The sequence below is a fragment of the Clostridium gasigenes genome, from assembly GCF_017348895.1.
In the GTDB taxonomy this organism is placed as follows: Bacteria; Bacillota; Clostridia; order Clostridiales; family Clostridiaceae; genus Clostridium; species Clostridium gasigenes.
The window spans coordinates 1,741,378-1,761,662 of the sequence record NZ_CP071376.1; the positions used below are offsets into that span (position 1 = coordinate 1,741,378).

Genomic DNA, 20,285 nt, shown 5'->3' on the forward strand with positions numbered 1-20,285 from the left:
AAACGATTGCACAAGGGAGGGAATTTTATGGAAAGGAACTGGTGGAAGGAAGCTGTGGCATATCAAATATATCCACGAAGCTTTAACGATTCAAATAATGATGGAATAGGTGATTTAAAAGGAATTGTATCAAAACTTGATTATTTAAAAAACTTAGGTATAGATGTTATTTGGATATGTCCAATGTATAAATCTCCAAATGATGATAATGGTTATGATATAAGTGATTATCAAGACATAATGGCTGATTTTGGAACTATGAATGAATTTGATGAACTATTAAAAGAAGTGCATAAGAGAGAAATGAAGTTAATAATTGATTTAGTAATAAATCATACTAGTGATGAGCATGAATGGTTTATAGAATCTAAGTCATCTAAAAATAATCCGAAAAGAGATTGGTACATTTGGGATAAAGATAAATGCGGCAGAGAACCTAACAATTGGGAAAGCATTTTCAAGGGATCAGCATGGGAGTTAGATGAGGTAACAGAAGAATATTTCTTACATCTATTTACTAAAAGACAACCTGATTTAAATTGGGAAAATGAAGAGGTTAGAGCCGAATTATATAAAATGATTAATTGGTGGCTAGATAAAGGAATAGATGGGTTTAGAGTAGATGCTATAAGTCATATAAAAAAGGAAGATGGTCTTGTAGATATGCCAAATCCACAGGGGTTAGAGTATGTATCTTCTTTTGAAAAACATATGAATGTTAATGGAATACATGAATACTTAGAAGAATTAAATGAAAATACATTTTCTAAATATGAAGTAATGACAGTTGGAGAGGCTAATGGAGTAAGTGCTGATGAGGCTCATTTATGGGTAGGAAATGAAAATGGTAAATTTAATATGTTATTTCAATTTGAGCACTTACAGCTTTGGGATGATGAAAATAATGAAGAGTTTAATGTTAAGAAATATAAGGGGATTTTAACTAAGTGGCAAAAGGCATTAGAAGGAAATGGATGGAATGCTTTATTTATTGAAAATCATGATATACCAAGAGCAGTATCTAGGTGGGGAAATGATAAAGAGTTTTGGAGAGAAAGTGCAACAGCTTTTGCATTAATGTACTTTATGCAACAAGGAACTCCATTTATATATCAAGGTCAAGAAATTGGAATGACAAATGTAAAATTTGATTCTATTGATGATTATGATGATATACAGGGAATAAATATATATGAAGAAAAGTTGGGACAAGGATTAGATATAAAGGAAGCAATGAACTGTATAGGAGCTATTTCAAGAGATAATGCTCGTACTCCAATGCAATGGAATAGTAGCAAAAATGCTGGGTTTACCACAAATGAACCTTGGATTAAGATAAATGAAAATTATAAGGAAATAAATGTAGAATCTCAAGATAAAGATGAAAAATCTATATTAAGTTTTTATAAGAAAATGATTAAAACAAGAAAAAATAATTTAGCACTTGTCTATGGAGTCTATGATTTAATATTAGAAGATGATGAAAATATTTATGCATATACAAGAACTTTAAATGGGGAAAAATATGTGATAATAGTTAATTTATCTGCTAAGGAGACTAAGTACTTTAATAAGGATATAAAATTAAATTATGATAAGTTATTAATTAATAATTATGATATAGATGTTCATGAAGAAATAACAGAATTTACAATGAAGCCATATGAATCAAGATTATATAAAATATAAAAAATAATAGAAATGGGGTATAATAATATGAGTAATACAAAGAAAAAAGCAAGTTTGTTTTCATTCGATTTTTGGCAAAGATTTGGGAAGTCGTTATTAGTAGTAGTAGCAGTTATGCCAGCAGCAGGAATAATGATCTCAGTTGGTAAACTAATAGGTATGTCATTTGATATAGCTGTTTTGGATACCATAGGTAGAGTTATGGAAGATATAGGTTGGGCAGTTATTGGGAATTTACACATATTATTTGCAGTTGCAATAGGTGGTTCATGGGCTAAAGAAAAAGCCGGTGGTGCATTTGCAGGGTTACTATCATTTATATTAATTAATCGTGTAACCGGAGCATTATTTGCTGTAAATTCAGTAATGTTAGCAGATAAAACAGCAACAGTAAATTCATTTTTGGGAAAATCATTAGTGGTTAAAGATTATTTTACAAGTATATTAGGAGCACCAGCTTTAAATATGGGAGTATTTATAGGTATAATTTCAGGGTTCTTAGGAGCGGTATTATATAATAAATATTACAATTACGATAAATTACCAAATGCTTTAGCATTCTTTAATGGAAAAAGATTTGTTCCTTTTGTAGTAATTGCAGCATCTACAGTAGTTGCAATAATATTGGCACTTATATGGCCAATGATACAAGGATTATTAAATGGTTTTGGATTTTGGCTTGCAGAGTCAAAAGATACAGCACCAATATTAGCACCATTTTTATATGGAGCATTAGAACGTTTATTATTACCATTTGGATTACATCATATGTTAACAGTACCAATAAATTATACAGAGCTAGGCGGAGTTTATCAAATAGTAACAGGATCAGCAGCAGGAACTGTAGTATCAGGTCAAGATCCATTATGGTTAGCATGGATTACAGATTTAATAAACTTAAAGGATTCAGGAAATATTACTGAATATAATAATCTTTTAGGGTCAGTAGTACCAGCAAGATTTAAACTTGGACAAGTGATATTATCAACAGCATCATTAATGGGTGTTACACTTGCAATGTATAAAAATGTTGATGAAGATAAGAAAAAGAAGTATAAGACAATATTCGTATCAGCAGCACTTGCAGTATTTTTAACAGGTGTTACAGAACCAATTGAATTTATGTTTATGTTTATTTCACCAATATTATATGTTGTATATGCAATAATAACAGGTATAGGATTTGCATTAGCAGATGTGTTCCAATTAAGAGTACATTCTTTTGGATTTATAGAATTTATAACACGTGTACCAATGATGGTAAACGCAGGGCTAGTAAAAGATTTAATTAATTTCTTCATTAGTTGCGGGGCATTCTTTGGAATAAACTACTTTACTTTTAATTTCTTAATACGTAAGTTCAATATTGGAACTCCAGGACGTAAAGGAAATTATATTGATTCAGAAAATGAAGAAGTTGTAGGAAATACAAAAAATAAAGCAACAGCAAATGATGAAGAAGCAATTAAGATTATTTCTTTATTAGGAGAAAAAGATAATATAGAAGAGATAGATGCATGTATGACACGTTTACGTGTTACTGTAAAAGATCCTAATAAAGTTGCAAATCAAGCAGAATGGAAGAAAAATGGTGCTATAGGGCTTATAAGAAAGGATAATGGGATTCAAGCAATATATGGACCTAAGGCAGATATATTAAAATCTACTATTCAAGATATTTTAGGAGTGTAGAGAATGAAGCTATTAACATTAAACTGCCATTCATGGCAAGAAGAAAACCAAATAGAGAAGATCAAGTATTTAGCTAAAGTTATAAAAGAAAAGCAGTATGATGTTGTGGCTCTTCAGGAAATAAGTCAAAGAATAGATTCAAAAGTAGTTAAAGACAATATAAAAGAAGATAATTTTGTATATATTTTAGTTAAAGAGTTAGAATTTTTAGGAGAATATAATTATAGTTATATATGGGATTTTTCCCATATAGGCTATGATATATATGAAGAAGGATTAGCAATTTTAACTAATAAAAATATAAAAAATAGTAGTTCATTTTATATATCAAAAAGCAACGATAAAAACTTTTATAAAAGCAGAAATATTATTAAAGCTACTATTGAAGTCGAAGATGAAAATTATGATATATATAGCTGCCACCTAGGTTGGTGGGGTGATGATAAAGAACCTTTTGAATACCAAGCAAATGAGCTAGTTAAAAATATATCTAAATCTAATACTAACTTTATAATGGGAGATTTTAATAATAATGCATTTGTTATAGGAGAAGGATATAATTATTTATTAGACAAAGGTTTAGTAGATACCTATAACATTGCAAAAGATAAGGATAATGGGATAACTGTTGGTGGGGAAATTGATGGATGGAAGAATAACAGTGACTCAAAAAGATTAGATTTAATATTATCAACTGAAGATATTAATGTAGTTAGTAGTAAAGTTATATTTAATTCTAAAAATTATAATGTTATTTCAGATCATTTTGGGGTAGAAATAATAACTCAATAACAAAAACTTCAACCTTTATTAGGTTGGAGTTTTATTTTTTAATTTAAAACAAGTGTTGACAAATTAAGGATATAAGAATAAGATGAACACATAGTATCGATGTGATATTAACTAAAAGAGAATGAGTTGAGGTGTAAAAACTTTGGATAAACATTTTGTTAACAAAGAAGTAGAGTTTTTGAAAACCTATGATGAAAGCAATTATAAAAGGCCAAGTGTCACAAATGATATTATAATTTTAACAACTGAGGATAAAAGTGAGGATAGTAATAGGAAAGTAGCGAAGAAGGGAATGCAGGTTATTTTAGTTAAAAGAGAACAATATCCTTATAAAAATAATTGGGCACTACCAGGTGGTTTTGTAAATATGGATGAAAGCTTAGAAGATGGTGCATATGCAAAGCTTAAAGAAAAAACAGGAATAGACAATGTGTACACTGAACAATTGTATACATTTGGAGATGTTAATAGAGATAAAAGAACTAGAGTTATTAGTGTAGGAAATATTGCATTAATAGAAAAGGAATGTATAAAGGGTTCAGAAATAGATAAAGAAAGAGAAGACATGTGGTTTTGGATAGATAAAACGCTTATGAGTTCTAAAATTTATGAAGATTATGTGGGAAAAATATATAATCTATCACTTAAATCTGTAGATGGAAAAGTAGAAATTAATTATGAGGTATCCGAGAAGGTAGAAAAAAATATTCTGCAGAGAAAGGAAATAACTTATAAACTATTAGAAAATTCAACAGAAGAATTAGCATTTGACCATTACAAAATTTTAGATAATGGAATAGATAGATTAAGAAATAAAGTTGAGTATACACCAATTGCTTTTAATCTTCTGCCAAGGTTATTTACAGTTAAGGAATTACAAAATGTTTATGAAGCAATAATGGGTAGAGAAATATTTAATTTTAGAAGAAAAATGGGAGAAATGATTATAGAAACAGATGAAAAAATAGAGGGGAAACCTTTTAGACCAGCTAAGGTATTTAAGTTTAATGAAAATTGGGAGCATAATTTTTAAAAAAATAAGGGAGGCAAAATTATGATTTATTTAAATAAAGAGAAGGTAGGGGGTAGCAAGAGAACTGATTGAAGATGGAGTAATAAAAATAGAAGAATAATTTTGGAGGGATATTAGTGAAAGTTTTTTTGAAGAAAATACATATGCCTGTGGTAGGGTTAATGCTTGCATTTGCTGCTTTAGGCAATTTAGTTCAATCATATGGAGATGTTTATAGAAACATAATGGGAGCAATTTCTGCAATATTATTCATAGTTGCAACAGTTAAATTTGTATATGATTTTCAGGGCTTAAAGAATGAATTGGACAACCCTATTGGAGCCTCGGTATTTCAAACATATTCTATGGGCATAATGCTTCTGGCAACATATGTTAAGCCGTATAACGGTAGTGTTGCATATGCAGTATGGATAGTAGGAATCCTTATTCACATAGCTTTAATGATTAGATTTTCAATGAAATTTATAAGGAAATTTAATATTAAACAAGTATTACCAAGCTGGTTTATTGTTTATGTAGGTATAGCAGTTGCAGCTGTAACCGGGAAAGCATTTAATCAGACAGTAGGGCAATATGCATTTTGGTTTGCAGTTGTTTCCTATTTAATTCTGATATTTGTAGTTGGGAAACGGGTATTTGTAGTAAAGGAAATCCCTGAGCCTGCATTACCAACCCTTGTAATTTTTTCAGCACCAGGATCTTTATGCCTGGCTGGATACCTAAATGCTTTTGACCAAAAGAATTTATTTATATTCTGGTTGTTATTAGTTTTATCACAATGTTTTTATATATTTGCATTAATCAAACTTGTGGGATTGCTAAAATTAAAATTCTACCCAAGCTATTCAGGATTTACCTTTCCGCTGGTAATTTCAGCCTTAGCTTTAAAACTAAGTAATGGATTTCTAATAAATCAGGGTGTTAAAATTGCTATATTACCGGTACTTATAAAAGTAGAAGAGATAATAGCGGTTATAATAGTTTTCTATGTATTAATAAGATATTTAGGAAATCTGGCAAAGAACAAAGCTAATTAGGATGTAAGTATATAATAGTCTTAGAAGATTACTTTATGGTATCATTCTTTTGACATGGTGAACTTACACTATCCATAGTAAATGGCATAAATTTGTGTGCATGTATGACGTAATGCACATATTTTAGGTGTAGTAAAATATACAAAAGATATTAAAAGAAAGTTAAAGAATTTTATAAAAGAGGTTAGAGATGAAAAAAAAAATTTTACTTATAGAAGATGACATTAAGTTAATAAAATATATGGAAGAATATTTAAGCGCTTATGATTATTCAATTCAAAAAATAAAAGATTTTAATCATGTTGAGGAGGAAATATATAAGTCAGAAAGTGATTTAATACTTTTGGACATAAATCTTCCAAAGTTTGATGGATTCTATTTTTTAAAGGTAATTAGAAAAAAGCTAAATACTCCTATTATTATAGTTTCTTCAAGAAGTGAAGAGGGAGAACAAATTAGAGGGATAGATCTAGGCGCAGATGATTATATAACAAAACCTTTTAGCATGGGCATACTTTTAGCAAAGATAAATGCAGTGTTAAGAAGAACAAATAGTTTCAATGAAAATATTATTGAGGTTAAGAATATAAAGCTTTTTTGTGAGAGTATGGAAATAAGAGTAGATAATGAAAGTATTCCTTTATCTAAGAATGAATACAAGCTCCTTAAAATATTCTTTACTAATTATGAAAAAGTAGTTAAAAGGGAAGAAATGTTAGAAGCATTATGGGATGAGGATGAATTTGTAGATGATAATACTTTAACAGTTAACATAACAAGGTTAAAGAAAAGGATTAAGGATAAGGGAATAAAATTAACTATAGAAACGAAGAGGGGGGTTGGCTATGTCCTTAGGTAAATTACTAAGATCTACTTTAAAAAAGGAGAAAGTTTCAATTTGCCTTTATTTATGTAATTCTTTTTCTATAATACTCTTTTATTACTTTCTATATGATAAGGATTTTATGTTTTATCCTATTTTAATGTGTTCATTTTGTTTAGGGGTATATTTAATTTATAAATTTTTTATATACAAATTATTTTATAAATCCCTTGAAGAAGTAAAAACAAGTCCTGATTATAAAGTTGGAGATAGTATTTTTGAAGAAGTATTTGATGAAATTAGGGAAGTTCATAAAGATTATATTTCAAAAATATATACTTTAGAAAACAATAATGAAGAGAAGGAAAAATTACTTATAGAGTGGATTCATAATATGAAAACTTCTGTTGCAGTAATAAATTTGGCAATAGAAAAATTACCTGATGAAGAGGTGGTTAAGGATATAAGGGATGAGAATAGTTTATTACAAAAGAATTTAGAAGGGGCATTAAATATATTTAGACTTGGAGCGTTTTCTAAAGACTATCTTCCAGAAGGTATAAATTTAAAGGAGCTAGTCAAGAAGAGTATTAATTCACAAAAAAGAAATTTCATCTATGCTAATGTATTTCCAGAGGTTAATATTCCAGAAGAATATTATATTTTATCAGATAGAAAATGGAGTGAATATGTTATTGTGCAAATCTTAAGTAATGCTATAAAGTATTCATTATCAGCAGGGAAGGTATGCTTTTATGCGGAACAGAGTGAGGATAAGATTACACTTTATATACAGGATTCAGGAGTCGGAATAAAAACTGAGGAGATTCCTAGAGTTTTTGATCCATTTTTTACAGGCAGTAATGGAAGAAAAGAAGAAAGATCTTCTGGCATAGGTCTTTATATGTGTAAATGTATTTGTGATAATCTTAATGATAAAATACACATAACTTCTGAGATTAACAAAGGTACAAAGGTTAGTATTACATACTTAGACATCATAAAATAAATAATAGAAAAGTAACCTTTCATTGGCGTAAGGTTAAGTAAGCAAAATCAATTTAAGAATATGCAAATAGAGAATATACTTTAGGTAAGGCATAGCAAAATAAATAACAAGCAAGAATACTGACTTGTTATTTATTTTGCTATGACTAAATTCGGAAAAGAAATGAGGTATATTTATATGGAAGTTTTAGAATGTAAAAAAGTAACTAAAGTTTATGATTCATTTAAAGGTGCGCAAGCTATAAAAGCGCTTAATGACATATCTTTTAAGGTGGAGGATGGAGAATTTTTGGGAGTTATGGGGCCTAGTGGAAGTGGTAAAACAACTTTATTAAATATTTTAGCTGGAATTGATAAAGCTACAGCAGGTGAAATTTTTATAGGTGAAAAAAATATTCTTAATATGAAGAAAGATGATATGGCTATTTTTAGAAGAAACAATATTGGCTTTATATTTCAAGAGTTTAATCTTTTAGATAGCTTAACTGTTAAAGAAAACATAGGATTTCCATTAACATTAGACAGGGTAAAACCTAAGGTTATTGAGGATAAGGTTAATGAATTAATAGAGTATTTTGGGTTAAAAGAAGTTGAAAATAGTTATCCTTATAATATTTCAGGTGGTCAAAAACAAAGAGTGGCAGAAGCTAGAGCATTAATTAAAGAACCTAAAATAATATTAGGAGATGAGCCTACAGGAAATTTAGATTCAAAATCATCAATGAATATAATGGAAAGTTTTAAAAAGATAAATGAAGAAAAGAAATCTACTATTGTTATGGTAACTCATGATCCTCTTGCAGCATCCTTTTGTAAGAGAATTATATTTATAAAAGATGGAACTATTAAGCTTGAAATAAACTCTAATGGAAATAGAAAAGAGTTCTTTGACAAGGTTATAGAAGCACAATTAGTTATAGGAGGACAAGAATAGTGGGATTTTCTTCAATAATTATAAAAAATATTAAGTATAACATTAAGAATTACACAGCTTATCTTCTTGGGAATAGTCTTATTCAATGTATCCTATTTATGTTTTTCACTTTAGTGTTTAGTCCAGAATTTATGAAGGCTGATGAAACTATGTTTGTAAAAGAAAATTTTATGTCTGTAGTTATATTAATGGTAGCTTTTTCATTAATGTTTATAATTTTTACAACAGTTTCCTTTACAAAGTATAGAGGGAGAGAATTTGGGGTATATTTCACAATAGGATTAACTTCAAAAGAAATAACAAAGATACTTTGTTATGAAAATATTATAATAGCGTTGATATCCTTTCTAGTTGCATCTCTTGGGGGAAGTGTATTTTCAAAACTATTTCATATGTCTATAGGGAAAATATTGAAAATTGATAATATAATTATTCCTTTGAGTTTTAAAGCATATGGAACGATATTTTTAATTTCAAGTGTAATATTTTTATTCACTACAATATATCAAATGGTTTTCTTGAAAAGATATTCAATAGTTAATATATTAAAGTCGAAATCAAAAAAAGATCTAGGAAGTACAAGCACTATTTTAGGGATAATAGGAATAATAATTTTTATAATTTCTATTATTGCTTTTAAAATAGCTGTTAATGAGCAAATAGCGGATACAAAAAACTTATTTGCTGCATCTATATTAGGGATAATGGTTTCGGTTTATTTATTGATAGGGTTCTCTATGACTGTAGTAGTAAAGGGTTTAAGAAGATTTAAAAGAATTTATAATAATAATATTTTATTTATCAATTCTCTTTCACATAGATTTATGGCTTATAGAACAGTCTTATATGTAGTTACATTAATGGTTTCAGGAGCAATGGTATTTATATCTATTGCTTATGGAATGTATAAGGGAACAGAGAGACAAATGGATATAAAGTATCCATATGATATGAGTTTTATAGTTGATAAAAGTGACGTGGAAAATAAAGATATTAAAGAGATTGCTACAAAAAACTTAGGTGAAGTTGAAAGTTATAATGAGTTAGAAGGATTAAATATTCCGGATATAAGAGTTTATGAAGGTGAATGTTTATGGCGTAATTTTCAAATGTTAGTTATAAATGAAGATAGCTATAGAAGTCTAGGAAATAATGATCTAAATCTAAAAAAAGGAGAAGTTCTCTATTCTACTGTTGAAAAGAGTGGGAGCTTTTTAGACTCAGGCTTTATGCTAGATTTATCTAAAAAATCAATGCAGAACAATAAATTATCTTTAGATGAATATAAAGAGAATCGTATTATAGATGAGTATGTATATATAAGAAAAGAAAATAAAAGAAATGAAATATTTACTCTTCCTGTAAATTACTTCTTTAATAATAACTATATTAGAAATGCGGCTTTAGTTGTTAATAATGAAGATTATAAAATGATGAAGGAAAAGCTAGGGGATGAAGCAGTTACTTACGATGTAATGATCAATAATAAAAATAGTGAGGGATATGAAGGTTTAAAAAATAGGTTAGAGACTAATTTAGGAAAAAAGGTTAGTGATACATTAATCATTAAAGAAAATATGTTTGATTCTGCTATAAAAGAAAATGGTTTTATGCTATTTATATCTAGCTTTATGGGAATGATGTTTTTAATAGGAAGTGCAGCAGTTTTATATTTTAAGACAATATCATCTATTGAAGAGGATAGGGAAAGAAGTAAACAATTAATAAAAATAGGTTTAAGTAAGAATGAAATTAATAAGTTATCTATGCAAGAATTAGGTGCAGTATTTCTTGTACCTCCTGTTATAGCTTTAACCTGTACAGGATATTATTTATATAATATTCTTAATCTTATTAATGATGGCGAATATATGTGGAAAAATAGTTTGTTTGTTTTTGGAGTATATTCTGTTATCCAAATTATATTTTATTTTCTAACCAGTAATAAATATAAAAAACAAATTAATAGAATTTAGCATTAGTTAAGAAAAAAAGTAGAGAAAATAAGATATGTGTATTAATAGTAGTATAAAATGGAAAAACCACACTTAATAGTGATACGTAGAGTCGTACCATAAATAGGTGTGGTTTTTCTGATAAGTGTTGATATAACAGTAGGAGACGAGTTTTAGTTAGTTAACTAATCGTATTAAATAAGTATAAGTGAAACGGAAGCTTTACAAAGATTGTTGTAATGATTTAATGGTAGTATAGAAATAGGGTATCGTTGACAAATGACGAATAAAATGGTAAAATAAGTAAAACCTAACTAATAATAGTTAGGTAAATATAATATTACAAAACGAGTGGGTAGGTGATTCATTATGGGAAAAAAAGAAGAGATTCTTGAAGCTGCATATAAACACTTTTCAAAGAGAGGCTATAATGTGTCTATGGCAGATATTGCAAAAGAAGTTGGGATAAAAACACCTTCTTTATATAGCCATTTTATAAGCAAAGATGAAATTATATATTTAATAGTTGAAAAGGAAGTTGTTAAGTACAATGAGTTTTTGAATAATGTTTATAATGAAAGCAAGCATACAGCAATTGATGAAAAGTTTAAAAATATCTTTTTTGATATTATTAAATATTTCAAAGATAATGATAAATTGAGATTTTGGAGAAATATTTTACTTATTGATAATGATGACTTAAGAAAAAAATGCAGTGAATTAGTATTTAATTTAGAAATGTTTCATATAAAGAAAATGGAAGAAGCATTTGAACAAAGCATGCTGAAAAATTATCCAAGTGAGGATGAGATAGAGAGTAATGCATTGCTATTTTTAGCGATGATTCAAGGTGCTTTAGAAGGTGAATTGTTATGCTATGGGTCAACAAGCAAAGCTGAGGAATTCATTGCAAAAACATGGAAGGCATACTGTAATGGTGTGCTTAATAATATGAAATGTGAATAGCCATTCAAGATTATCTTTAATATAAGAAAATCTGAATTTGGATTATTAAATTTTATCAAAAAATTTTACAAGGGGGATAATAATATGTTTTTGTTTAACTCTATACCATGGTACGCTGCTTTAATGGGGCTAGTGATACTATGTGGATTAATGCTTGTCAATGAGATTACTCGTCGGAGTAAATGGCTTGCAATAGGTGTATATTTAGTTGCACCTATTGTACTGACTTTTACTGTATGGGTAAGAACAGCAGGGCCTGGCACTCCAGTAGGTTACTGGTTTCCGTGGGTAAAGACATATTCTGCACTTGCTGGTGTTCTTGGTTTTATGGCTCTTAGGTATATAAAGGGACTTGATGGCAAAAAAATGCTACTGTTATTTCCACCACTTATTCTTTCAATAAACATTTTAGAGGCTGTATTCCGTGATTTTCAGTGTTATGGTTATAACGGCATTGTAGATGGAGTATTAATTAATGGCGGACCTTGGAATATTATAAATGGTATTGCAGGGATATTGAATATCATAACTATCGCTGGATGGGTTGGAATTTTTATTGGAAAAGATAAAAATAAAGACATGCTATGGCCTGATCAGTTGTGGTTTTGGATAATAGCTTATGATCTATGGAATTTTGCTTATGTTTATAACTGTATTCCTGATCACTCATTCTATTCAGGTGCAGTGTTATTATTATCTTGTACTATTCCAGCATTTTTCTTCAAAAGAGGCGCTTGGCTACAACATCGTGCACAGACTTTAGCACTTTGGGGAATGTTCTCTTTGACATTCCCATACTTTGCTGATACTTCAAAGTTTGCGGTGCAAGCATCTCACAATGAAGTAGCGTTATGGGTTGTAAGTTGTTTAGCTCTTGCAGGAAATATCGCAGTATTTATTTATCACTTTAGTAGAATTAAGAAAAATAAACTTAATCCTCTTAAAGATGAGATTTATACAGATCTAAAAGGATACAAAGAAATAGTAACTGAAAACAAATAGGTTTGTATAGCTACTTTATAATTTAAGGATATAATTATAAGTAAAGATTATAATGAATATCATCATAGATTAATATCTTTAAATGAAAGATGACTTTAGGGACTAACTCAAAATATAATTTTATTTTGAATTAGTTCCTTATTTTTATATAAGTTTTATTACACGCAAAGCGTTATAAGGTTTTTCATGCTCAAATTAATGTATCGTTAAAGAGGGAGGATGTTGTAGGGGGTGTTTTTTTTAGAGTTAAAAGTAAATGTTGACAAATTAAGGATGCATTAATAGTATGAATACATATTATTAATTTGATGTTTTAATTTTACCATCTAAGAATAAAATTTAAATATATGAAATTTAGGAGGAATAAAGTATGAAAAGATTATTAGTAGTTATTGATTATCAAAAAGATTTTGTTGAGGGAGCATTAGGTTTTGAAAAAGCTACAAATTTAGAAAATGGAATATATGATAAGGTAAATAAATATTTGCAAAATGGAGATAAGGTATTGTTTACCTATGATACACATTCGGAAGATTATTTAAAAACAAGAGAGGGAAAAAACTTACCAGTTCCTCATTGTATAGAGGGGTCAGAGGGACATAATCTATATGGAAAATTGGAAGAGTTCGTGGGTGGGAAAAATACAGTCCACTATAAAAAATATGGTTTTGGATTGTCTCCAGAGGATATGATTAATCTTGCTAGTGTAATAGGTAATGACATTGAAGAAATTGAAATAGTAGGAGTTGTTACTAATATATGCGTAGTTAGCAATATGGTAATGTTCCAATCACAATATAGAAATGCAGAGATTATTGTTGATGGAAGTCTTTGTGCTAGTTTTGATGATGTATTACATGAGAAAACTTTAGATGTAATTGAAGGGTTACAAGGAAGAGTAATAAATAGAGGGAACTAAGAATAATAAGTCTACTACTTAGATTTGATTTAAGTTTAGAAGTGGATACCATTGGAGGTTTTCTTAGTAATAGCATATACAGGTTTGAAATTACGTCATGGTAAAAAAAATAATAATTATGTAAATGATATGGTATAATGTGTTTAAAGTAACATTATGTAGTCTGTTTATGTGCAAAACTTATATAATGGAATTAAAAATATATTATAAGGAGCTTTTTAAATGTCAGATTCGTTAATAAATTGGTTCACTAATAATTTAAGCTTTATGCCAAAGGAGCTAGTTGTTTTAATAATATCAATGGTTCCTATTCTAGAGCTTAGAGGAGGAATAATTGCATCTTCATTATTAGGAATAAACATGTTTAGTGCAATTTGGTTATGTATGTTAGGAAATATAATACCAATACCATTTATACTTTGGTTTATAACACCTATCTTTACTTGGATGAAGAAAACTAAGTTACTAAGTGGTATAGTAGAAAAATTAGAGAAGAAATCTATGTCTAAAAGTGAGAAAATACAAAAGTATGAGTTTTGGGGATTAGCATTATTTGTAGGTATTCCTCTGCCTGGTACAGGGGCATGGACAGGGGCTTTAATAGCATCAATATTAGGTATAAAAGTAAAAAAAGCATCAGGTTCAATATTCACAGGGATAATAATTGCTACAATAATAATGACTATTATTTCTTATGGAATACCATATGCTGTAGGTGTTTTTAATTAGTAAATATAGAGATTTAGAAATTATAGAGTAATAATATATTAATCGCAATATCTAATTTAGGTATTGCGATTATTTTTTTGAAAGAATAATCATGATAATAATAAATTTTGATATTACAGATATTATTACTATTCAAAGAAATAAGTATCATAAATGTTTTTATCCAACTGTAAAATTATTAAATCATTTTTGAACTATTATAATTAAAAATGGATATATTTGGTTGATAAGAGGTGGATATTTGGGTATTAAGACGGATATATTAGTTCTTTATATAGTATATAAAGATATGATATACTATTGACAAAGTATACATGAGGAGGATAAAAATAACATATGAACAAAAAGCAAATATCTATAATTTCTAATGACACAAAAAGTTTTTTTAAGATAGCTAATGAATTTAATAATAAAGATTATAAATTAATGATATGTGAAAATATAAACAATGTTATTAACACAGACTTAGATTTACTGTTGATAGATACTAATATAGGATATGAGGAATCTATATATGCTATAAAGAAAATAAGAAATAATTTTTTAGAAGGACAAGTAGGTATAATATTATGCATAGATAAAACCAACATTGAAAATCTAAAAGAATATATAGAAGTAGGCGCAGATGATTACTTATTAAATCCATTTACAACAGAAGAACTCTATATAAGAGTTATTAATCAAATCAGATTAATGAATGCTGAAAAAAAATCTAAGATGAAAGACATACAATTTAATGCATTATTAAACAATACTCCATATATGGCTTGGTTTAAAGATAAGGATAGTAATTATATTAAAGTGAATAATGACTTTATTGAGCATAGTGGAAAAACAATGGAGCAGATAAAAGGCAGAGGTGACCACTATGTATGGGATGGAAATGTAGGAGATAGATGTAGAGAATATGATTTAGAAGTTATGAGTAAAAGAAAACAAGTAGTTTTTGATGAAGTTATTATAGGAAAAAAAGGATACAGACAATTTAATATACATAAAGCACCTGTGATAGATGGTGTTGATGAAGTTATAGGGACTATTGGGGTTGCTAGAGATATTACTGAATTAAAAAATAAAGATGCAAAATTACAAATGCTTATGGATAATTTACCTTTTCCAGTATGGCTAAGTGATACAAATGGAGTATATCTTAATGGAAATAAACAGTTTACACAATATTTTGATATAAATATTGATGAACTAATAGGCCAAACCCCTAAAAGGATTTTTTTAGAAAGTTATGTAAAAGAAATTTATAAAAAAAATGAAGAAGTAATTAAAAGAAGAGAACCTATGAAGTTTGAGGAATCTGTAAAAACTCATAAGGGTATAAGAGAGGTAGAAATTTATAAGACGCCTGTATTTGATATAGGCAATGAAGTTATAGGCATTACAAGTGCGCTTGTAGATGTTACAGAGATTAGAGAAGCAGAAAAAGAAATAAAAAAGCAAGCTCTTACAGATGCACTTACTCAAATATCAAATAGAAGAGCCTTATATAATTATATGGAGAAAGAAACTAATTATAGTAAGATAGGCATGATGTTTGTAGATATTGATAATTTTAAAGATATTAATGATTGTTATGGACATCATTTTGGAGATGAAGTTATTATATCTGTATCAAATAGGCTTAGAGAAATTTGTAAGGATACTTTTTTATGTCGTTTAGGTGGAGATGAATTTTTAGTTGTTTTCAAAAACATAGAAAATGTAAATATCATATGTGATAAAGCAAAAGAAATATTAGAAAAAGCATATCTACAAAAAAATAATAAAAATTATGACTTTTCTCTTAGTATAGGAATTGCAATGGGAGATTGCATAGTTGATGTTGATAGGTTACTTATGAAAGTAGATATAGCAATGTATAAAGCTAAAGAATTAGGTAAAAACAAATTTATGATATATACCAAAGAGTTGGAAGACGAAAGAAATTTAAAATTAAGTATAGAAAAAGACTTAGGAAATGCTATAGAAAAAAATGAAGTAAAATTATTTTACCAACCACAATATACAGTAGATAAGAAACTAAAAGGTTTTGAAGCTTTATTTAGATGGCAAAATGATAAATATAAAAATGTTCCAGTTATTAAAATAATAGAGATAATGGAAAATAGTAATTTAATAATAGATATGGGATATTATATAATGCGTGAAGCATGTAAATTTGCTGAAAAAATAAATAAAAATGCAAAAGGGAAAATTATAGTTTCTGTTAATATATCACCAGTTCAAATAATGGACAAGGATTTTATGCCAACGATAAAATCAATATTTAAGGAAACGGGTGTATGTATAGATTGTATTGGAGTAGAAATAACAGAAACAGTATTACTCAAAAATATAGAGGAAAATATAAAGAAAATTAAAGAGCTAAAAGATATGGGAATAGTAATTAGTTTAGATGATTTTGGAACAGGTTATTCATCATTTAATTATATTGTAAGACTTCCTTTATCTATAATCAAAATAGATAGAAGTTTTATTAATGGTATGGATTTACAAGATGAATATACAAAGATTTTAAGACTAATTATTGAATCAGCACATTCGTTAAATTTACCAATAGTGGCTGAAGGTGTTGAAACTGAAGAACAATTAGAAAAATTAAAGCAAATGAATGTGGATTATATTCAAGGATATTTATTTTCTAAGCCATTAGAAGAAGAGGATGCATTGAAGTTGTTGTAGGGTTAGTAATGGAGACCATTGAATCTTTGATGAAGATTAATATAGCTATGTATAATAACGTTGACAATTAGATTGAATCTGACATATACTGTATAAGATAGATTTCAAAAAAAGCGAGGTATTTTTGTGAGTGTTTAGTATCTAAAATAGTTAAATTAATATTAATTCCAAAAAATAGGGGTGTATACCTTTTATTTGTTGTAGAATTAATTTGTACTATTAAAGATACAAGTCCACGAATTTACTTTAAAGAGGTAATATAATTACCTTTATTAATTGTTGAATTTCAAGCTGTGGAGGTATCCATGGCTTTTTTATTATATAAAAAATAGAAATCTATCGAGATTTCGTAGACTTGTAGTGTAATAAAAAATGCAAGGAAGGATTATTAATATGAATAAAGTAACATTAGAAAAATTACATTACTATGAGTTAAAAGAAATAGTAAAAGGATATTGCGTTAGCGGATTAGGAAAAAAATTAATTGATAAATTAGAACCTAGTAGTAATATGAAAATTGTAAATCAAAGACTAAATGAAACATCAGAAGGAAGAAGATTGTTAGATGCATCTTATAATATACCACTAGATGGCATATTTAATATATTACCGCTTATTGAGAAGATTGAAAAAGGAGAATCTTTAGACGCATCAGATTTGACTATGATGTCAAATTTTTTAAGAGGATGTAGAAAAGTAAAGTTATTCATAAAGGATAAAGAGGGATATGCACCTACTTTAAGTTCTTATGGAGAAAATATTTGTGATTTGAGCTACATTGAAGATGAAATAAACCTATCAATTAGAGGTAGTATTGTTGATTCAAATGCTAGTAAGGATCTTAAAAGAATAAGAAGACATATTGATATATGTGAAAGTAAGATAACGGAGAAGTTAGATAAGTTCCTTAAAAATGATGGAAATAAAGAGTATATTCAAGAATTCTTCATTAGTCAGCGTGGTGGAAAATATACAATTCCAATTAAGGTAGCGCATAAAAATAAAGTTCAAGGGACTATTATTGAAACATCTTCAAAGGGAACAACAGTATTTATAGAGCCAAATGTTATTTCAAAGTATACAAGTGACTTAGCAGTATTAAAAGCAGAAGAAAGTATGGAAGAATACAAAATATTAGCTACTTTAACAAATATGCTTTTTGAGAGAATAAAAGATTTGAAGGTGAATGTTGATGTTATATCTGAATATGATATGATCTTGGCAAAAGCTAAATATAGTAAATCAATAAACGGAATTAAACCTAAACTAAATGACTATGGATATATAAAAATTATTAAAGGAAAATATCCTCTTATTAAAAATAGTATACCGTTAGATTTTGAAATTGGTGAAAATTATAGAGGTTTAATAATAACGGGACCAAATGCAGGTGGAAAAACTGTAGTATTAAAGACAATTGGATTGTTAACATTGGAAGTACAATCTGGATTTCATATAGAAGCTGAACAAGGGACAGAGCTTTCTGTATTTAAAAAGTTATTTGTTGATATTGGTGATAATCAAAGTGTTGAAAATGCGTTAAGTACATTTTCAGCTCATATAAAAAATATAGCTGAAATAATTAAAGAAAGTACAAAGTCAACACTACTATTGTTTGATGAAATTGGCAGTGGAACAGAACCAAATGAAGGTTCTGCTTTGGCTATTGCAATATTAGAAGAATTATACCATAAGGGTTGTATAACTATATCAACTACTCATTATGGAGAAATAAAAAACTTTTCAAAAGAACATCCTGATTTTCAAAATGCAGCTATGGAGTTTGAAAAAGAAACTCTAGAACCATTATATAAACTTAGTATAGGAAAAGTAGGTAATAGTAATGCTTTATATATTTCTAAAAAGATGGGATTATATGATTCAATTATTGATAAAGCAAGAGAATATATTAATACTAAAAATTATAATTATAATTTAATAAAAGATAGTAAGGTTTTAAAAAATAAAGAGTTACAAGTAAAGGAAGGTTTTTATGAATACTCTGTAGGAGATAAAATTATTCTTTTAGAAAATAATGAATCAGCTATTGTATATAAAGAAAGAGATAGATTAAATAATGTGACTATACTATATAATAAGGAGTTTGTTGAAGTTAATTATAAAAGAATAGAACTAGAATTAAAGGCAAGTGAACTTTATCCAGAAGGTTATGATTTAAATCAGTTATTTATAAGTTATAAGGAAAGAAAGCTAGAAAAAGATATTGAGAGGGGCTCTAAAAAAGCATTAAAAAAAATAAAAAAAGAAATGTTATAAATAGGTTTGCTATTATCAACAAATTTCATTTGAATAGCAAAGTATGGAGACAATGGGGATAAAAATAAATATTTAATGAGCCAGAGACTATTTATATAGTTTGTGGCTCGTTTTTATTTAATAAAAATCTAAGAGATTGAGCTGTGTGGAAATATATAGTAAAATACAAATAAGAAAATTTATTAATATATTAAATATAATTACAGGGGGATTGTAATGATAAGAAATATTAATAGTGATGATATTTATAAAGTAATAGAACTTTTAAAGACAGAAATTGGTGACTTCAATGAAAAAGAATTAATAGAAAAATTGAAATGTGATACAAGTAGTATATTAGTTTATGAATGTGATAATATGAACTTAGAAGTGCATTAGGTTTTAAACCTACTAGAGCTTGTTATAGTGCTGATGAACTAATTAAGAATAAGGACAATATATTCTTATTATTAGATGGAAAAGATTTAATTGGAGCTGTAAGTCTTATTAATAATGAAATTGATGATTTAATAGTTAATGAAAAGTATCAAGGAAATGGGTATGGAAAGAAACTTCTTAATTTTGCTATTAACTATTATCAAAATAATGATGTTGAAAATATAAGCTTAGGAGTAGTTCAGTGGAATGATAAAGCTATAAAAATTTATATGAGTGTGGGATTTAAGGCTGTTGTTAGTTGTGAAGTTTATTGTAGTATACGTGAAAAATAGAATAATTATTTAAAAAAATAAAAAC

At 27.8% G+C, this 20,285-nt stretch carries 17 protein-coding genes; all 17 read left to right on the top strand.

The genetic code is table 11. The features are described 5' to 3' along the window. The first annotated feature begins 27 nt into the window (after nucleotides 1–27). Nucleotides 28–1,689, top strand: a complete 1,662-nt coding sequence (locus tag J1C67_RS08335) for a glycoside hydrolase family 13 protein (protein WP_167865902.1) — start codon at nucleotides 28–30, stop codon at nucleotides 1,687–1,689. A 27-nt stretch (nucleotides 1,690–1,716) separates the two neighbouring features. Next, a complete protein-coding gene (locus J1C67_RS08340) occupies nucleotides 1,717–3,381 on the top strand; it encodes a PTS transporter subunit IIBC (protein WP_167865901.1) in 1,665 nt (554 codons plus the stop codon). A 3-nt stretch (nucleotides 3,382–3,384) separates the two neighbouring features. After that, entirely contained in the window at nucleotides 3,385–4,173 is a 789-nt protein-coding gene (locus J1C67_RS08345; protein ID WP_167865900.1) for an endonuclease/exonuclease/phosphatase family protein, read from the top strand. A gap of 142 nt (nucleotides 4,174–4,315) precedes the next feature. After that, complete coding sequence (locus tag J1C67_RS08350; protein WP_167865899.1) at nucleotides 4,316–5,206, top strand: NUDIX hydrolase; 891 nt, start codon at nucleotides 4,316–4,318, stop codon at nucleotides 5,204–5,206. A 143-nt stretch (nucleotides 5,207–5,349) separates the two neighbouring features. Beyond that, nucleotides 5,350–6,243 carry a TDT family transporter gene (locus J1C67_RS08355; RefSeq protein ID WP_207713868.1) on the top strand — a complete coding sequence of 298 codons (894 nt, stop codon included), beginning with the start codon at nucleotides 5,350–5,352 and terminating at the stop codon, nucleotides 6,241–6,243. Between the two features lie 190 nt (nucleotides 6,244–6,433). Beyond that, nucleotides 6,434–7,102, top strand: coding sequence for a response regulator transcription factor (locus tag J1C67_RS08360; protein ID WP_167865897.1), 669 nt, complete (start codon nucleotides 6,434–6,436; stop codon nucleotides 7,100–7,102). Further along, entirely contained in the window at nucleotides 7,089–8,075 is a 987-nt protein-coding gene (locus J1C67_RS08365; RefSeq protein ID WP_167865896.1) for a sensor histidine kinase, read from the top strand. Before J1C67_RS08360 ends, J1C67_RS08365 begins: the two co-directional genes overlap by 14 nt. A 177-nt stretch (nucleotides 8,076–8,252) precedes the next feature. Further along, nucleotides 8,253–9,008 carry an ABC transporter ATP-binding protein gene (locus J1C67_RS08370; protein ID WP_167865895.1) on the top strand — a complete coding sequence of 252 codons (756 nt, stop codon included), beginning with the start codon at nucleotides 8,253–8,255 and terminating at the stop codon, nucleotides 9,006–9,008. Then, nucleotides 9,008–10,984 carry an FtsX-like permease family protein gene (locus tag J1C67_RS08375; RefSeq protein WP_167865894.1) on the top strand — a complete coding sequence of 659 codons (1,977 nt, stop codon included), beginning with the start codon at nucleotides 9,008–9,010 and terminating at the stop codon, nucleotides 10,982–10,984. The genes J1C67_RS08370 and J1C67_RS08375 overlap by 1 nt, the downstream gene beginning before the upstream one ends. Nucleotides 10,985–11,332: 348 nt before the next feature. Continuing rightward, nucleotides 11,333–11,929, top strand: a complete 597-nt coding sequence (locus tag J1C67_RS08380) for a TetR/AcrR family transcriptional regulator (RefSeq protein WP_167865893.1) — start codon at nucleotides 11,333–11,335, stop codon at nucleotides 11,927–11,929. Nucleotides 11,930–12,013: 84 nt separating this feature from the next. Next, entirely contained in the window at nucleotides 12,014–12,931 is a 918-nt protein-coding gene (locus J1C67_RS08385; RefSeq protein ID WP_167865892.1) for a DUF5692 family protein, read from the top strand. 370 nt (nucleotides 12,932–13,301) lie between these two features. Then, a complete protein-coding gene (locus J1C67_RS08390; RefSeq protein ID WP_167865891.1) occupies nucleotides 13,302–13,850 on the top strand; it encodes a cysteine hydrolase family protein in 549 nt (182 codons plus the stop codon). 222 nt (nucleotides 13,851–14,072) lie between these two features. Further along, nucleotides 14,073–14,579: a COG2426 family protein gene (locus tag J1C67_RS08395; RefSeq protein ID WP_167865890.1), complete on the top strand. Its 507-nt coding sequence runs from the start codon at nucleotides 14,073–14,075 to the stop codon at nucleotides 14,577–14,579. A gap of 336 nt (nucleotides 14,580–14,915) precedes the next feature. Beyond that, complete coding sequence (locus J1C67_RS08400; protein WP_167865889.1) at nucleotides 14,916–17,273, top strand: EAL domain-containing protein; 2,358 nt, start codon at nucleotides 14,916–14,918, stop codon at nucleotides 17,271–17,273. A gap of 393 nt (nucleotides 17,274–17,666) precedes the next feature. Beyond that, nucleotides 17,667–19,550, top strand: a complete 1,884-nt coding sequence (locus J1C67_RS08405) for an endonuclease MutS2 (RefSeq protein WP_167865888.1) — start codon at nucleotides 17,667–17,669, stop codon at nucleotides 19,548–19,550. 216 nt (nucleotides 19,551–19,766) lie between these two features. After that, nucleotides 19,767–19,928, top strand: a complete 162-nt coding sequence (locus J1C67_RS08410) for a hypothetical protein (RefSeq protein ID WP_167865887.1) — start codon at nucleotides 19,767–19,769, stop codon at nucleotides 19,926–19,928. Nucleotides 19,929–19,969: 41 nt separating this feature from the next. After that, a complete protein-coding gene (locus J1C67_RS19855; RefSeq protein WP_167866089.1) occupies nucleotides 19,970–20,260 on the top strand; it encodes a GNAT family N-acetyltransferase in 291 nt (96 codons plus the stop codon). The last annotated feature ends 25 nt before the right edge of the window (nucleotides 20,261–20,285 follow it).

Bases quoted from the DNA above. Each gene is read 5' to 3' on its own strand.
- J1C67_RS08335 (WP_167865902.1), top strand. From the start codon at position 28: ATGGAAAGGAACTGGTGGAAGGAAGCTGTGGCATATCAAATATATCCA.
- J1C67_RS08340 (WP_167865901.1), top strand. From the start codon at position 1,717: ATGAGTAATACAAAGAAAAAAGCAAGTTTGTTTTCATTCGATTTTTGG.
- J1C67_RS08345 (WP_167865900.1), top strand. From the start codon at position 3,385: ATGAAGCTATTAACATTAAACTGCCATTCATGGCAAGAAGAAAACCAA.
- J1C67_RS08355 (WP_207713868.1), top strand. From the start codon at position 5,350: ATGCCTGTGGTAGGGTTAATGCTTGCATTTGCTGCTTTAGGCAATTTA.
- J1C67_RS08360 (WP_167865897.1), top strand. From the start codon at position 6,434: ATGAAAAAAAAAATTTTACTTATAGAAGATGACATTAAGTTAATAAAA.
- J1C67_RS08365 (WP_167865896.1), top strand. From the start codon at position 7,089: ATGTCCTTAGGTAAATTACTAAGATCTACTTTAAAAAAGGAGAAAGTT.
- J1C67_RS08370 (WP_167865895.1), top strand. From the start codon at position 8,253: ATGGAAGTTTTAGAATGTAAAAAAGTAACTAAAGTTTATGATTCATTT.
- J1C67_RS08380 (WP_167865893.1), top strand. From the start codon at position 11,333: ATGGGAAAAAAAGAAGAGATTCTTGAAGCTGCATATAAACACTTTTCA.
- J1C67_RS08385 (WP_167865892.1), top strand. From the start codon at position 12,014: ATGTTTTTGTTTAACTCTATACCATGGTACGCTGCTTTAATGGGGCTA.
- J1C67_RS08390 (WP_167865891.1), top strand. From the start codon at position 13,302: ATGAAAAGATTATTAGTAGTTATTGATTATCAAAAAGATTTTGTTGAG.
- J1C67_RS08395 (WP_167865890.1), top strand. From the start codon at position 14,073: ATGTCAGATTCGTTAATAAATTGGTTCACTAATAATTTAAGCTTTATG.
- J1C67_RS08400 (WP_167865889.1), top strand. From the start codon at position 14,916: ATGAACAAAAAGCAAATATCTATAATTTCTAATGACACAAAAAGTTTT.
- J1C67_RS08405 (WP_167865888.1), top strand. From the start codon at position 17,667: ATGAATAAAGTAACATTAGAAAAATTACATTACTATGAGTTAAAAGAA.
- J1C67_RS08410 (WP_167865887.1), top strand. From the start codon at position 19,767: ATGATAAGAAATATTAATAGTGATGATATTTATAAAGTAATAGAACTT.